This is a genomic window from Variovorax paradoxus (genome assembly GCF_009498455.1).
In the GTDB taxonomy this organism is placed as follows: Bacteria; Pseudomonadota; Gammaproteobacteria; order Burkholderiales; family Burkholderiaceae_C; genus Variovorax; species Variovorax paradoxus_H.
Genome location: NZ_CP045644.1, coordinates 533,022 through 547,849, shown reverse-complemented (window position 1 = coordinate 547,849; position 14,828 = coordinate 533,022). Strand labels below are relative to the sequence as shown.

Below are 14,828 nucleotides of genomic sequence, written 5' to 3'. Positions count from 1 at the left end.
GATCAATTCAATGCGGTTTTTCGAGCGGACAGCGCGCATTGTGAGACCAGCCCGCGACTGTTTCAGCGCAGGGCTTTGCTTCCCTCAGGCCTCCAGGGCTTCCAGCGGGCCGAAGAACTCGTAGCGCAGCTGTTGCTTCGGCACGCCGAGCGCCAGCCCGTTGGCATACACGGCCTTCATGAACGGCTTCGGCCCGAGAAAGTACAGGTCGACGTCGCGGTCTTCCGGCAGCAGCCCGGCCAGCAGCTCGCGGGTGACGAAGCCGGTCGCGTGCGGCGTGTCGGTGTCGCGCGGCGTGTCGTAGACATACAGCGGCTTCACGTTCGCATGCCGCTGCGCGAGGGCATCGACGCGGGCGCGGAACGCATGCGCACCGCCGTGCCGCGCCGCATGGACGAAGTGCACCGGCCGGCCCGTGTGCGCCATCGATTCGAGCATGCTCATCGCGGGCGTGATGCCCACGCCGCCCGTCACCAGCACCAGCGGACGCGCCTGCTCGCCGGCGGGCAGCAGCACGAAGTCGCCGCACGGTGCCTGCACCTGCAGATGCGTGCCGACCACTGCGGCCTCGTGCAGCCAGTTCGAGGCGCGGCCGCCTTCTTCCTTCTTCACGCTGATGCGGTACCACGGCTTGCCCGGCGCGTCGGACAGCGAGTAGTTGCGCCGCACCGGCTGGCCGTCGATCTCCAGCACCAGCGTGAGGTACTGCCCCGGCGAGAACGCCAGCAGCGCGCCGCCGTCCACGGGCTCCAGGTAGAACGAGGTGATGACCTCGCTCTCGTCTTCGCGGCGCGCCACGCGGAACTCGCGCGTGCCACGCCATCCGCCGGTCTGCGCCGCGTTGGCGCTGTAGACGGCTTCTTCCGCCGCGATGAGCAACCCCGCCAGCGATTCGTAGGCCTCGCCCCACGCGGCGATCACCTCGTCGGTCGCGGCATCGCCGAGCACCTCCTTCACGGCGCGCAGCAGGTAGTGGCCGACGATTGGATAGTGCTCGGGCAGCACGCCCAGCGCCGCGTGCTTCTGGATGATCCGGGGCAGGGCGCCGGCGATCTCGTCCAGCCGGTCGATGTGCGCGCCGTACGCGATGACCGCCCCCGCCAGCGCGCGCGCCTGGGTACCGGCGGCCTGGTGTGCCTCGTTGAAGAAGGCCTTCACCTGCGGATGGCCCTCGAACATGATCTTGTAGAAGTGGCTGGTGATGGCCTCGCCGTGGGCCTTCAGCGCGGGCACGGTGGACTTGACGGTGGCGATGGTTTGCGGGTGCATGGTCTGGCGCTTCCTCTGTTGAGATGCCTTCGTCATCTCACGATCCGTGCCAGCCGAAAGGTCGCTGCAAGTGCTTGACGTCATTGGGGATTTATCAGGCGTGGTCAAATTAACCACAACATCTGCGTTGTACTTATGACCGCAAACAGTGTCGATTCGACCACCGAGCCCGAAGCCGAGGCCGCCCGCTACCGATCGCTGCTCGCCGCCGCGCGCGGGCTCGTTCGCTGCGATGCCGCCGCGCTGCTGCAGCTCGAGGTCGACGTGCTGAAACCCGTCGCGGTCGACGGCCTGAGCGATGAAACCCTCGGGCGCCAGTTTCCCGTCGCCGCCCATCCGCGTTTTGCGCGCCTGCTCGCCAGCGAACGCGGCCTGCGTTTCGCGCACGACAGCAACCTGCCCGACCCGTACGACGGCCTCGTCGCCGGCCAGCCGGGCATCCTGCCGGTGCACGACTGCATGGGCGCACCGCTGCGTTTGCGCGGCGCCCTCTGGGGCCTGCTCACGCTGGATGCGCTGGAGCCGCACGCCTTCGATGCCGTGAGCCCGGCGCAGATGGAGGCCTTGGTCACCCTCGTCGAAACCGGCATCGAGGCGGCCCACACGATCCGCGAGATGCAGGCGCGCGCGATGCGCGAGCAGGCCGTCGCACAGGCCCTGCGTGCAGGTCGCGGCGCGCCGCGCGAGCTGCTGGGCAGCAGCCCGGCGATGAAGCAGCTGTGCGACGAGATCGACACCGTCGCCGTGTCCGACCTCACGGTGCTGCTGCTCGGCGAAACCGGCGTCGGCAAGGACCTCGTCGCGCAGCGCCTGCACGCGCGCTCGCGGCGCAGCGAGCAGCCGCTCGTGCAGGTCAACTGCGCGGCGCTGCCCGAGACGCTGGCCGACAGCGAACTCTTCGGCCACAAGCGCGGCGCGTTCACCGGCGCCGTGCAGGACCGCGACGGCAAGTTCGAGATCGCCGACGGCGGCACGCTCTTTCTCGACGAGGTCGGCGAGCTGCCGCTGAGCGTGCAGGCCAAGCTGCTGCGCGTGCTGCAAAGCGGCGAGGTGCAGCGGCCCGGCAGCGACCGCATGCGCAAGGTCGACGTGCGCGTGATCGCGGCCACCAACCGCGACCTGCCCGCAGCGATTGCGCAGGGGCGGTTTCGTGCCGATCTGTACCACCGGCTGTCGGTCTATCCGCTCGTCGTCGCGCCGCTGCGCGAACGCGGGCGCGACGTGCTCGTGCTCGCCGGCAGCTTTCTCGAGGAGAACCAGCACCGGCTGGGCGCGCGCAACCTGCGGCTTTCGCCGGCATCGAAGGCCGCCCTGCTGGCGCACGGCTGGCCGGGCAACGTGCGCGAACTCGAGCATGTGATCAGCCGCGCCTCGCTGCGGGCGTTCAGGGAGCAGCCGCGCGGCTCGCGCTGGACGGCGATCGAGCCGCACCACCTGGCGCTGGAGTCCGCCGCCTCGACAGCGCCCGTGGCGGCGCCTGCGCGGGTCCCGGTGAACGAACACGCGGGGCTTGTGGTCGGGGGCGGCACGCTGCGCGAAGCGACCGAGGCCTTCCAGCGCGCGTGGCTCTCGGAAGTGCTCGCCCGCCACGGCGGCCGCGTGGCCAGCGCCGCGCGCGAGGCGGGCATGGACCGCAGCAACTTCCACCGAACGCTGCGCAAACTGGGCCTGATGCAGGCCGAGGACCACGAAGCGCCGGGCTGACGATCGCGGCATCGCCCGAAGGGTCATCGCGCGCCGGGCGATAATCGCGCCGTGAAGCACGCCAGACCGCCGCTGGTGCAAGCCCGAAAGGGACGACGCTGCGCCTTCGGGCAACAGCATCGGGTCGAAAGATCGCACTGGAGGAACGTCCGGACTGCACAGGACAGCGCAGGAGTTAACGACTCTCCACCGTGAGGTGAGGATCAGAGCAACAGAGACGAGCCGATTCAGTTCGGGTGAAACGGGCAATCTCTGCGCGCAGCAACACCAAGTAGGCCAGTATCGAGGTGGTTCCGCTGAGCTGGCGGGTAGGTGGCATCGAGCCGTTTGGCGACAAACGGCCCAGAGTAATGGCGGTCACGCCGGAATCTTCGCAAGAGGGTTCCGGTGCACAGAATCCGGCTTATCGGCGGGCTTCACACTTTTCTTCTTTCCCCCTTTTGTTTTTCCCGGTCGCCGGCGCCCCAGGCGGGCGCGCGCGTGGCTGCTGCACGGATCGGTAGTTACCCCTATAATAGATAGCAAGCTAACTAATTGCTATCCGACGTGACCGACCACAACCACTCCCAGAGCCGCGAGCACGCGCTCATGCACCTTGGCATGTCGTTCTCCACGCTGCAGCGCGCCTACCGCGCCGCGGCCGACAAGGCCGTGGCCCACGTCGGCGTGTCGCAGACGCTGGCCTGGCCGATCGTGATGATCGGCCGCATGGGCGACGGCATGCGCCAGGGCATGCTGGCCTCGGTGCTGGGCATCGAGGGGCCGTCGCTGGTTCGCTCGGTCGATCAGCTGGTCGAGGCGGGCCTCGTGCAGCGCATGGAAGATCCGGCCGACCGCCGCGCCAAGACGCTGCACCTCACGCCCGCGGGCGTGACCGCGTGCGCCACGCTCGAGGCCGCCTTGAGCCAGATGCGCAACACGCTGTTCGAAGGCATCGACGACGACGACATCGCCGCGTGCCTGCGCGTCTTCGGCACGCTCGAGGAGCGGCTCGGCCGCAACGCGCTGGCCACGCAGGAAGGCCGCAAGTAGATGACTGCGCTGCGCCTGCCGCGCTTCACCCGCGCGGAAGTCCTGTTCTCCGTCAAGAGCTTCGCCGCCGCGATGCTCGCGATGTACCTGGCGAGCCGCGCCGGCCTGCCGCGCCCGTTCTGGGCCTTGATGACGACCTACGTCGTCGCCCATCCGCTCGCAGGCGCGGTGCGTTCCAAGGCGGTGTACCGCTTCGTCGGCACGCTGATCGGCAGCACGGCGACGGTGCTGCTCGTGCCCGCGCTGTCCAACGCGCCCGAGCTGCTCACGCTGGTGCTCGCGCTGTGGGTCGGGCTGTGCCTGTACATCTCGCTGCTCGACCGCACGCCGCGCTCGTACGTCTTCATGCTCGCGGGCTACACGGCCGCGCTCATCGGCTTTCCGTCGGTGCAGACGCCGCTCGTGCTGTTCGACACCGCCGTGGCGCGCGTGGAAGAAATCGGCTTGGGCATCTTCTGCGCCACGCTGGTCCACAGCCTCGTGCTGCCCACGGGGCTTGCGCCCACCGTGCTGGGCCTGCTCGACCGCACGCTGAAAGACGCGCGCCAGTGGATCGGCGACCTGTTCCAGCCGGGCGACCGCAGCGCCTCCAAGGAGGCCGCTCCCCAGCGCCTGGACGACGACCGCCGCCGCCTCGCGGGCGACATCACGCAGCTGCGCCTGCTCTCGACCCACGTGCCCTTCGACACCACGCACCTGCGCTGGACCGCCGGCGCGATCCGCGCCATGCAGGACCGCGTGGCGGCGCTCACGCCCGCGCTGTCGGCGGTCGAAGACCGGCTGCAGGCGCTGGCGCAGGCCGAAGGCCGCCTCACGCCCGACGTCACCGCCGTGCTGGCACTGGCCGCGCAATGGCTGCGCGACGAAAGCGACCCGGCCGTCGACGCGTCGGCCCGCCTGCAGGCGCTGCGCCAGGCGATCGGTGCGCTCGGCACTGCACAGGACGCGGCGCTCACCCCCTGGGCTCGCGCGCTGCGCATCGGCCTCGCGGGCCGGCTCGAAGAGCTGGTCGACGGCTGGACCGCCTGCGCGCAGTTGCGCCGCGACATCGACGAAGGCCTGAAGGGCGGCGCGCCGCTGCGCCGCACGGCCGCGCTCGGCCAGCGCGCGATGCACCGCGACCACGGCATGGCGCTGCTGTCGGCGCTGGCCGCCGTCATTGCCATCTGCGTGTGCGGCGCGTTCTGGATCCTCACGGGCTGGACCATGGGCTCGGCCGCCACCATGATGGCCGCCGTCTTCTGCTGCTTCTTCGCCACCATGGACGACCCCGTGCCCGCGATGCACGGCTTCCTGAAGTGGACGCTGTGGTCCATTCCGATCTCCGCCGTCTACGTGCTCGTGCTCATGCCCACGGTGCAGGACTTCGGCCTGCTCGCGCTGGTCTGCGCGCCGCTCTTTCTTTTGCTGGGCCTGTACCTGCCGCGCCCGACGCACTTCATGGCCGCGATGGCGCTGGTCTTCGGGGTGTCGGGCACGCTCGCACTGCACGACACCGCCAGCGCCGACCTCGTGAGCTTCATCAACGGCATGATCGGCCAGATCGTCGGCGTGGTGATCGCCGCGCGCGTCACGCGGCTGGTGCGCTCGGTGGGCGCCGACTGGAGCGCACGCCGCATCCAGCGCGCCACGTGGCGCGAGCTCGGCGACATGGCCGCTTCGGCCCAGCCGCAGTACGCGCAGAGCGACGCCTACGCCGTGCGCATGCTCGACCGCATCGGCCTGCTGGCGCCGCGCATCGCGCAGGCCGGTGGCACCGTCGAGGGCGTGGCCGCCAACGACGCGCTGCGCGACCTGCGCATGGGCGCCGACATCGCCGTGCTGCAGCGCGTGCGCGCCCAGCTGCCGGTGGCCACCTCGGCCGCGCTGCTCGGCGGCATCGCGCGCTTCTTCCGCCAGCGCGGCGAAGGCCGCATGGCGCCGCGCCCGGCGGCACTGCTGCCGCAGATCGATGAAGCATTGGCCGCCGTGCTCGCCGCACGCGACGTCACCACCGCGTCGCGCGCCGCCGTCACCGCACTGGTCGGCCTGCGCCGCAACCTGTTCCCCGATGCGCCGCCTTCGCTCGCAGGCGTGTCTGTGTCTTCTTCCTCACCGCAAGGAGCTTCCGCATGATCGGCGAAGCCAGTTTCTACGGGCTCTACGTGCCCTGGCTCATGCTGCTGGCCGCCGCCGCGCTGCTCGCCCTGTGGGGCGTGCGCCGGCTGCTCGCCGCCACCGGCCTGTACCGCTGGGTGTGGCACCCGGCGCTGTTCGACATGGCGCTGTACCTGCTGCTGTTGTACGGCCTGAGCCGCCTCACGGCGCACCTGCAATGACGCCCGCCACGACAACTCAAACATCACAGAGATTTCCATGAAAGCCAACCTGTTCGCAGACAACCCCCGGGCGCAGCGCCTGCTGCGCGTTCTTCTCACCGTGGCCGTGGTGGCCGCCGCCGTCTGGGCAGGCTTTCGCCTGTGGGACCACTACGAGCTGGCGCCGTGGACGCGCGACGGCCGCGTGCGCGCCAACGTGGTCCAGATCGCGCCCGACGTCTCGGGCCTCGTCACGGCCGTGCCGATCCGCGACAACCAGTCGGTCGCTGCCGGCACGCTGCTGTTCGAAGTGGACCGCGCGCGCTACGACCTCGCCGTGCGCCAGGCGCAGGCTGCGCTTGCCGCGCAGCGCGCCGTGAGCGCGCAGGCCCAGCGCGAGAACGCGCGCAACACGGGGCTCGACGACCTGGTGTCGAAGGAGTCGCGCGAACAGACCCGCGCCCGCGTCGAGCAGGCACGGGCCGCCGTCGCGCAGGCCGAGGTGGCGCTCGATTCGGCGCGCCTGAACCTGCAGCGCGCCGAAGTGCGCGCGCCGGCTGCCGGCCTCGTCACCAACCTCGACCTGCGCCAGGGCAGCTACGCCGCCGCCGGCCATCCGGTGCTCGCGCTGGTCGATGCGCAGTCGTTCTACGTCGAGGGCTACTTCGAAGAAACCAAGCTGCCGCGCATCCACCTGGGCGACCGCGTGCGCGTGACGCCGATGGGCGGCGGCGCGGTGCTCGAAGGCGCGGTCGACAGCGTGGCCGCCGGCATTGCCGACCGCGACCGCTCCACCAGCGCCAACCTGCTGCCCAGCGTGAACCCGACCTTCAACTGGGTGCGGCTGGCACAGCGCATTCCGGTGCGCGTGAAGCTCGACCCGCTGCCCGACGGCGCGCGCCTCGTGGCGGGCCAGACGGTCACGGTGCAGGTCCTCGAACACGACGCGACCCCGATCAGCGCCGCACCGAAGAAGGGATAAGTGCCATGACTCGCTTCGCCTTTCGCATGGCCTCGCTCGCAGCCGCAGCCGGACTCGCGGCCTGCGCGGCGGTCGGCCCCGACTACCAGCAGCCGTCCGAGGCGCTGGCCAGCCAGCCCGCTGCCGCCAGGCCTTTCGCCGAAGCACCGTCCAATGCCGCGCCGCTGCCCGCGCACTGGTGGCGCCTTTATCAAGACCCGCTGCTCGACCGGCTCGTTACCCAGGCGCTCGCGCACAACACCGACCTGCGCCAGGCCGTCGCCAATCTCGAGCGCGAACGCGCCATCGAAACCGAAGTGGCCGGCGCCAAGTACCCCACCATCGGCGTCAACGGCGGGCCGTCGTTCGGCCATGTCTCGGGCCTGTCGCTGCTGCAGAAGGGCTACGAGCCGCCGAACACCTTCAACTACAGCGCGGGTGCGTCGCTGTCTTACCAGGTCGACCTGTTCGGCCAGATCCGCCGCGCCATCGAAGCCTCGGCCGCCAACAGCCAGGCCGCCGAAGCCGCACTCGACCTCGTGCGCGTGAATGTCGCGGCCGGCACCGCGCGCGCCTACGCCGAGGCCTGCTCGGCCGGCCTGCGGCTGCAGATCGCGCAGAAGTCGGTCGCGCTGCAACAAGACGCGGTGAACGTCACCGAGCGCCTGCAGCGCGCGGGCCGCGCCGGCGCCATCGACGCCGGCCGCGCACGCGCCCAGCTCGCGCAGCTCGACGCCGCACTGCCGCCGCTGAAGGCCCAGCGCCAGGGCGCGCTCTACCGCCTGGCCACGCTCACCGGCGCGCTGCCGCAAGACTTTCCGCGCGAGGTGGCCGACTGCACCGTCCCGCCGCGCGTGGCCGGCGCGCTGCCGGTGGGCGACGGCGCCGCGCTGCTGCGCCGCCGGCCCGACATCCGCCAGGCCGAGCGCAGCCTCGCCGCATCGACCGCGCGCATCGGCGTGGCCACGGCCGATCTCTATCCGAAGGTCACGCTGGGCCTGTCGGGCTCGTCGGCCGGCCATGCCACCGGCTTCGGCCGGCAGGACACGCTGGCCTGGAGCGTCGGCCCGCTGATCTCGTGGACCGTGCCCAACACCGGCGCCGCGCAGGCCCGCATCGCACAGGCCGAAGCCGGCACGCGCTCCGCGCTCGCCAAGTTCGACGGCACCGTGCTGACGGCGCTGCGTGAGACCGAAACCGCGCTCGGCACCTACGCACGCGAGCTCGACCGCCGCGCCGCCCTGCAGGCCTCGCGCGACGAAAGCGCCAAGGTCGCTGCGCAGGCGCGCCAGCTGTACCGCAACGGCCGCACGGCCTACCTCGACACGCTCGACGCCGAACGCGCATTGGCCGGTGCCGACGCTGCATTGGCAGCCAGCGAGGCGCAGTTGGCCGACGACCAGGTCGTGCTGTTCATGGCGCTCGGCGGCGGCTGGGAACCGGCGGACGACGCGCTCGCGCACGCCGATCAAGGCAAGCCCGCCACGACCATCCGCTGAGCGGCACGCGCTCGCTCGCTCAGCGCGTGAACAGCCAGCCGCCCTTGGGCTGGCGCGTCAACTCGTGGCGCTTGACGGCGCGCTCCTCGCCGTCGTCGCCCACGTAGACCACGTCGAAACGCAGCAACCGGGGCGACACCAGCTTCCAGTTCTGGATGCGCTGCACCGTCACGCAGGCGGTCTTGTCGTGGTACTGCATTTCGGCCATCGGCCCGCCCTGGAAGCCCGTGCCGTCGAACAGCCGGCCGGGCGCCGCGAAGGGGTTGAGCACCGCGCCGTTGCGCGCCGTGATGCAGCCTTCGGTACGCAAAAAGGATTCGATGGTCGGCGACGCGCTCCCCACCACCTTGCCCACCGCGGGGCTCGGGGGCTTGCCGCCGACGACCTCGCGGATGCGTTCCACCTGCACCGCGGTGATCGGCGCAAGGCCGTCTTTCGAGACCACGGTGGGTTGGGTGGCCGTCGCCGCGGCCGGCGCGCCGATCGGCGCGTCGGGGAACAGCAGGGCGGTGAGGTAGCTGCAGCCCGCCAGCACTGTCAGCGGCAGGGTGCAGGCGAGGGCGCGGATCGGTGGTCCGAACTTCATGGTGATCAATCTCCCGTGCGCGGCCTGGGCCGCTTTTTCCAAGTGGCAGTTCGCGGTGCTGCGCTGCCTCGTCGTGTGAGTCCTTTTCTTTTCTAAGGAAGTGCTTCTTCGTTCGCTCAGAAACGCTCGTGCGGCGCCAGGTAGCGCCACTGTCCCGGCTGCAGCCCGGCGAGCGGCACGCGGCCGATGCGCAGGCGCCGCATCGCCAGGATGCGCAAACCCACCGTGTCGCAGATGTTCGCGATCTGCCCGGGTCGCGCGCCCTTCAGCGCAAAGCGCAGACCGGTCTGGTCGTCGGCTTGGCGGCCGATGCTCACGCGCGCGGGCGAACGCTCCAGCCGCGCCAGTATTTCAGGCCCGACCGGGCCGGCCACATCGACCATCACTTCGTGTTCGAGGATGCCCGCGTCTTCCTGCAGCTTGCGCTCGATGCGGAACTCCTGCGTGTAGGCCACAAGGCCGCTGGCGCCGGTTTCGAGCGGCGTCATGCAGCGTTGCCCGCGCACATGCGCCGGCAGGAAGCGCTGGCCCTCGCGTTCGGGGTCGTGGTGGTTGGCGGCCACCAGCAGCTGGTGCGCGTTGTCGGTCGGCATGCCGGCGGGCTTGTAGAGCACCAGCGTCACCGGCACGATCGGCTCGGGCCGCGCGCCGGCCGCGATCTCGACCTGCTGGTGCGCCTGCACGCGCGATTGCGGGAGCAGCGCGGGCACGCCGTCGACGCGCACGGCGCCGTTTTCGATCAGCAGTTCGGCCTCGCGGCGCGACACCTGGGCCATCGCGGCCACGCGCTTGGCCAGGCGCACGCCTTCGTCATTGGAAGCAGAGGGGCGGTTCGAGCGGTTCATCGTGCGTCCGCCAGTTGACGGATGCGCGCCACGTGTGCCGCCAGCGACCGCGCCGCCACCGGCCACATGCGCTCGGGCACGTCGTCGTAGGCGAGCGGCAGCCACTGCTCGGGCGTGCCTTCGGGCAGCCGCTGCATGGCGGCGGCGATCTTGGCCTCGCGTTTCAGGCGGTGCGCCTTCAGGTGCGCGATGGCCGTGCGCGCAAAGCCGATCACGTAGCCGTGCGCCGGCAGGATGAACTCGATGCCGCCGGCCGCGCAGGCCGCATCGAGCTTGTCGAGCGAATCGAGGTACGCCGTCATGTCGCCGTCCGGCGGATCGACCACCGTCGTGCTGCCGTTGAGGATGTGGTCGCCCGAGAACAGCAGGCCGTCTTCTTCGAGCACCAGGCACAGGTGGTTGGCCGCATGGCCGGGCGTGTGGATGGCGCGCAGCGTGTGCACGAGCGGCGTGCCGTCGGCCGCGGTGCCCGAGAGCACCAGCCGTTCGCCGTCGGCCAGCTCGCGCTCGGCGCTGAAGCGCGCGGTGGAACGTGCCGTGGGCGCGGACGACAGGCCCAGGATCGGCGGCTTGCGCTCGGCCGCGCACAGCGCCTGCAGCGGCGCGGCGCCCGGCGAGTGGTCGGCGTGCGAGTGCGTGCAGACGATGAGGCGGATGTCGCCTTGCGTGGCTTCGATCAGCCGTGCGAGGTGCGTCGCGTCGTTCGGGCCCGGATCGATCACGAGGTAGCCGGTGGCCGCATCGCCCACGAGGTAGGTGTTGGTGCCCGGGCCGGTCATGGCGCTGGGGTTCGGCGCGGTGAGGCGCTGCACGTTCTTCAGCAGCGCCACGGGCTGCGTGCTCTGCCAGTCGAGCGCGTGCGCGATCTGGCCGTCGGGGCACACCAGTGCGAGTTCGCCGAAGGGCGACTCGTGTTCCATATAGCGCGCATCTTCGCCCTTGAGCAGGCCGGCGCGCGGGCAGCTGGTCCACAGCGGCTTTTCTTCCGCACCGCTCGCCGGCGCACAGGCCGCGAGCACCGCATCGACCGTTGCGTAGGTCGCCATGCGCTGCAGCGTGCGGATGGTCGGGAAGATCATGAAGAAGCTGCCCGCCTCGTGGCGCGCCAGCGCGTCGGCCGGGCGCACCCAGCAGGGCTCGAACTGCTCGCTCTCGTCGGCCGTGGGCACTTGACCCTCGGGCATGCGCGCCACCAGGAAGGGCACGTCGAAGCGCTTGGGCAGGTCGCGGTCGGTGATCCAGTGCGCGAAGGTGAACACCTCGTCGGCCGACAGCACCAGGCCGCGTGCCGCGCACTGGTCGGCAAAGGCCGTGCCGGCGGTGGCGTTGCGGTCCATCGCGGCGACCTCGTCGGCGCTCACGGCGCGGCCGTCGGCGTGGCGGGCCAGCAGGATGCCGAGTTCTTCGAAAGCCTCGCGAATTGCGGCGATGGCCTGCGTGTGCTGCGTGGTGCTTTGCGTGGCGCGCCGTGCTGCGATGCGTGCGGCGTCCGCGTCGGCCGCGTCGATGTGCCCCCCCGGGAAAACGTAGGCACCGGGCGCGAAGCTCGCGGTGGCCGAGCGGCGGGTCATGAGGAGTTCGAGCCCGGCGTCGGTGTCGCGCAGCAGCAGGACGGTGGCGGCGGCGCGCACGGGCACCGGCTCGCGATGGGCGTGGAGTTGTTGTGTGGGGCGGACCATGGAGCGATTATGGAGAGGCAAGGGGCGCGGTGCATAAGCACATGTGCAAACAGATATCAGCCGCGCGCCACAATGTGCGCCTGCACCGTCCGCCTCGAAGAAAGACCGATATGGCCCATTCTCCCTTCTCGCGTCGCGCCCTGCTGGCCGCCGGCGCCTTGCTCTGCACCGCCGCCGCATCGACCCTGGCGCTGGCCCAGCCCGACTGGCCGCAACAACCCGTCACACTGATCATGGGCTTCCCGGCCGGTTCGGGCGTCGATGTGGTGGCCCGCGCCATCCAGGAGCCGCTGTCGCGCCAGCTCGGCAAGCCGGTGATCATCGACTACAAGTCGGGCGCGGCCGGCAACATCGCCAGCGAGTACGTCGCGCACGCCAAGCCCGACGGCTACACGCTCTCGTTCGGCACCGCCGCCACGCACGGCAGCAATGCTGCGCTGTACAAGAAGCTGCCCTTCGACGTGGAGGCCGACTTCGTGCCCGTGGCGCCCGTGCTCGACGTGTCGAACGTGCTCACCATCAACCCCGACGTGATCAACGTGCGCACGCTCAAGGAGTTCGTCGAGCTGGTGAAGGCCAACCCCGGCAAGTACAACTACGCCTCCACCGGCAACGGCGCGGGCACGCACATGGCCTTTGCCGAGTTCAATTCGCGCCTGGGCCTGAACATGGTCCACGTGCCCTACAAGGGCGGCCCCGAGGCCATCACCTCGGTGGTGCGCGGCGAAACCTGCTGCATCATGAACCAGGTGCAGACCGTGCTGCCGCACTACAAGGCCGGCAAGGTGCGCCTGCTGGGCGTGACCACCGCCACGGCCGTGGCGGCCGTGAAAGAGGTGCCGACCATCGCCTCCAGCGGCCTGCCGGGCACCAAGGGCTTCGACAGCGCGATCTGGTTCGGCATCTTCGCGCCCAAGGGCACCGACGCGCACATCGTCGACAAGCTCAACGCCGCCGTGAAGACGGTGCTCGAACAGCCCGAGATCCGCGAGCGCTTCGAGAGCCAGGGCAACACCGTGCGCATCGAGTCGCCCGCCCAGTTCAAGAAGACCGTGCACGCCAACCGCGTGAAGTGGGCCGAAGTCGCCAAGGCGGCGAACATCAGCATCGATTGATCAGAGCGTCTTCGCCAACGTCAGGATGAAGCGCGCCTTGTTCGGCGAGTACGTCGTCTGGCCGACGGTGCCGAAACCGACGTCGCAGCCCGGGTTGGCCACTGAGACGTACGAACTCTTCTTGTTCGCGCCCTGCACCGAGCCCGTGAGCGTCAGGCCGCTGCCGAAGTCGTAGGTGGCGCCGACGTTGTAGTCGACGTAGCTCTTGTAGCCCAGGCTGCGGATGTCGCTCGACATGTTCGTGTAGCCCACGGCAGCCTTGAGCGTGACCTTGGGCACGATCTCCTTGCTGTAGGCCAGGTTCAGGTAGCCGGTGTTGCGGCCCGTGCGGCCCGAGCCCGACTTGTTGCCCGCATAGCCGAAGTAGTCCTTCGACACCGTGTGCGAGTACTTCAGCGTGAACGCACCGATGGTTTCGTCGGTGTAGCCCGCGCTGGCGTACAGCTCCGTCGTGTTTCCCGTCGAATTGCCCGGGTACAGGTAGGTGAGGGCGCCGACATCCATGTCGAGCGGGCCGGCCTTGAACTTGTAGCCGCCGTACAGGTCGCTCTCGATGCTGTTGCCCTGCAGCCAGTTGACGCTGGAGTTCCAGTTGCCGACGTAGAAGCCGCTGTCGCCGAAGGCGTAGTCGAAGCCGCCCTGGATGGCGGGCTTGACGCCGCGGGTCTTGGCGTAGTCGTTCTTGCCGAGCATGTCCTGGTCCTGGCCGCGGAACTTGTAGTTCGTGGTCAGCGCCACATTGCCTGTGAGCTGCGCGTTCGCGAGCATCGGCAGGGCGAACAGGGTGGGAAGAACGAGCACCGGCAAGGCGGTGCGAAGGAGGTGTTTCATCGAAAGAATTCGCTAACGGATGGAGGAGCCGGCAGCGTAGAAGGGCGCGTCTAAAGGCCGCGTAAAAAACGAAGGCCCCGGCGCAAAAGTTGTGTGTCGGGCATCGTCATCGCGACCACGCCCACCACCACGCAGGCCAGCCCGACCCACGCCGTGGCCGCCAGCGTCTCGCCCAGGCACACCACGCCGATCGTCACGCCGATGGGCACGCGCAGATACGCCTGTGCCGACGTCGACATCGGCCCCAGCGTCCTGATGAGCCGGAAGTAGATCGTGAAGGCCAGCGCGGTCGAGAGCACCGCCAGCGCCAGCACGGCGAGCATCGAGTCGGCCGAAGGGGCGAGCGTCCAGGGCCTGTCGATCGCCAGGCTTGCAGGCACGAGCAGGGCCGCGCCGCTCAACAGCGAGCCGGCCGCGGGCGCCATCGGGTCCAGGCCCTTGAACACGCGGCCGAACATCGCGGCGCAGCCGTAGCAGACGGCGGCCACCACCAGCGCCAGCTGCGCCAGCAGCGAATGCCCGAGTCCGTGCAGCGCCTCGAAGCCCACGATCAGGCAGATGCCCGACAGCCCCGCACCCACGCCGAGGAGCCGCTGCAGCGTGGGCTTCCCCGACCCGCCCATGCCCCACCCCAGCAGGAAGATGAAGATCGGCGAGGTCGAGTTGAGGATGGTCGCCAGCCCCGCATCCACGCTGCGTTCAGCCCACGCAATCAGCGTGAACGGCAGCACGCTGTTCAGACAAGCCTGCAGCGCGAAGCGCCGCCATGTCGCGCCGTCTTTCGGCCAGCGCACGCCGCGCACGCGCAGCACCGCGAGCAGCAGCAACCCGGCGATGAGGGTGCGCGTCGCGATCAGCGTGACCGGCGGGATCGTCGCCACGCCGATCTTGATGAAGGTGTACGAGGCGCCCCAGCAGGTTGCGAGCACCGCGAGCAGCGCCCATTCGAAAGCGGGGGCGTGGGGGTGGCCGGAAGCGGCGAGCGTGGTCGTTGGCATGGTGCGCCGATC

At 70.1% G+C, this 14,828-nt stretch carries 13 protein-coding genes and 1 other RNA gene; 8 read left to right on the top strand and 6 right to left on the bottom strand.

The features are described 5' to 3' along the window. Window positions 1-84: 84 nt before the first annotated feature. Window positions 85-1,269: an NO-inducible flavohemoprotein gene (gene hmpA, locus GFK26_RS02440; RefSeq protein WP_153280691.1), complete on the bottom strand. Its 1,185-nt coding sequence runs from the start codon at window positions 1,267-1,269 to the stop codon at window positions 85-87. Window positions 1,270-1,404: 135 nt separating this feature from the next. Between hmpA and norR the strand changes: the two genes are divergently transcribed. The 7 genes from norR (at window position 1,405) to GFK26_RS02405 (ending at window position 8,762) form a co-directional block, all read left to right on the top strand. Then, a complete protein-coding gene (norR, locus tag GFK26_RS02435) occupies window positions 1,405-2,973 on the top strand; it encodes a nitric oxide reductase transcriptional regulator NorR (protein WP_153280690.1) in 1,569 nt (522 codons plus the stop codon). Window positions 2,974-3,026: 53 nt separating this feature from the next. Beyond that, window positions 3,027-3,395: RNase P RNA component class A (rnpB, locus tag GFK26_RS02430), an RNA gene on the top strand. Between the two features lie 166 nt (window positions 3,396-3,561). After that, a complete protein-coding gene (locus GFK26_RS02425) occupies window positions 3,562-4,005 on the top strand; it encodes a MarR family winged helix-turn-helix transcriptional regulator (protein WP_153285830.1) in 444 nt (147 codons plus the stop codon). Next, window positions 4,006-6,120, top strand: coding sequence for an FUSC family protein (locus tag GFK26_RS02420; protein WP_153280689.1), 2,115 nt, complete (start codon window positions 4,006-4,008; stop codon window positions 6,118-6,120). Beyond that, window positions 6,117-6,323: a DUF1656 domain-containing protein gene (locus GFK26_RS02415; RefSeq protein ID WP_099795029.1), complete on the top strand. Its 207-nt coding sequence runs from the start codon at window positions 6,117-6,119 to the stop codon at window positions 6,321-6,323. The genes GFK26_RS02420 and GFK26_RS02415 overlap by 4 nt, the downstream gene beginning before the upstream one ends. A 37-nt stretch (window positions 6,324-6,360) precedes the next feature. After that, window positions 6,361-7,284, top strand: coding sequence for an HlyD family secretion protein (locus tag GFK26_RS02410; RefSeq protein ID WP_153280688.1), 924 nt, complete (start codon window positions 6,361-6,363; stop codon window positions 7,282-7,284). 5 nt (window positions 7,285-7,289) lie between these two features. Continuing rightward, a complete protein-coding gene (locus tag GFK26_RS02405) occupies window positions 7,290-8,762 on the top strand; it encodes an efflux transporter outer membrane subunit (protein WP_153280687.1) in 1,473 nt (490 codons plus the stop codon). A gap of 19 nt (window positions 8,763-8,781) precedes the next feature. Here the strand turns inward: GFK26_RS02405 and GFK26_RS02400 are convergent, their stop codons facing one another. The 3 genes from GFK26_RS02400 to GFK26_RS02390 all read right to left on the bottom strand — a co-directional run bounded on the left by GFK26_RS02400 (window position 8,782) and on the right by GFK26_RS02390 (window position 11,872). After that, window positions 8,782-9,348, bottom strand: a complete 567-nt coding sequence (locus GFK26_RS02400) for a hypothetical protein (protein WP_153280686.1) — start codon at window positions 9,346-9,348, stop codon at window positions 8,782-8,784. Between the two features lie 116 nt (window positions 9,349-9,464). After that, window positions 9,465-10,193, bottom strand: a complete 729-nt coding sequence (locus GFK26_RS02395; protein WP_153280685.1) for an RNA pseudouridine synthase — start codon at window positions 10,191-10,193, stop codon at window positions 9,465-9,467. Beyond that, window positions 10,190-11,872: an MBL fold metallo-hydrolase gene (locus GFK26_RS02390; protein ID WP_153280684.1), complete on the bottom strand. Its 1,683-nt coding sequence runs from the start codon at window positions 11,870-11,872 to the stop codon at window positions 10,190-10,192. The genes GFK26_RS02395 and GFK26_RS02390 overlap by 4 nt, the downstream gene beginning before the upstream one ends. Before the next feature lie 110 nt (window positions 11,873-11,982). On the opposite strand from GFK26_RS02390, the gene GFK26_RS02385 reads away from it, so the two are divergent. Beyond that, window positions 11,983-12,987: a Bug family tripartite tricarboxylate transporter substrate binding protein gene (locus GFK26_RS02385; protein WP_101491235.1), complete on the top strand. Its 1,005-nt coding sequence runs from the start codon at window positions 11,983-11,985 to the stop codon at window positions 12,985-12,987. Here GFK26_RS02385 and GFK26_RS02380 read toward each other — a convergent pair whose 3' ends face one another. Together GFK26_RS02380 and GFK26_RS02375 are read right to left on the bottom strand one after the other, a co-directional pair. Continuing rightward, entirely contained in the window at window positions 12,988-13,818 is an 831-nt protein-coding gene (locus tag GFK26_RS02380) for a TorF family putative porin (RefSeq protein WP_153280683.1), read from the bottom strand. It abuts the gene before it with no gap. A 50-nt stretch (window positions 13,819-13,868) separates the two neighbouring features. Next, window positions 13,869-14,816, bottom strand: a complete 948-nt coding sequence (locus GFK26_RS02375) for a DMT family transporter (RefSeq protein ID WP_153280682.1) — start codon at window positions 14,814-14,816, stop codon at window positions 13,869-13,871. Window positions 14,817-14,828 lie beyond the last annotated feature (12 nt).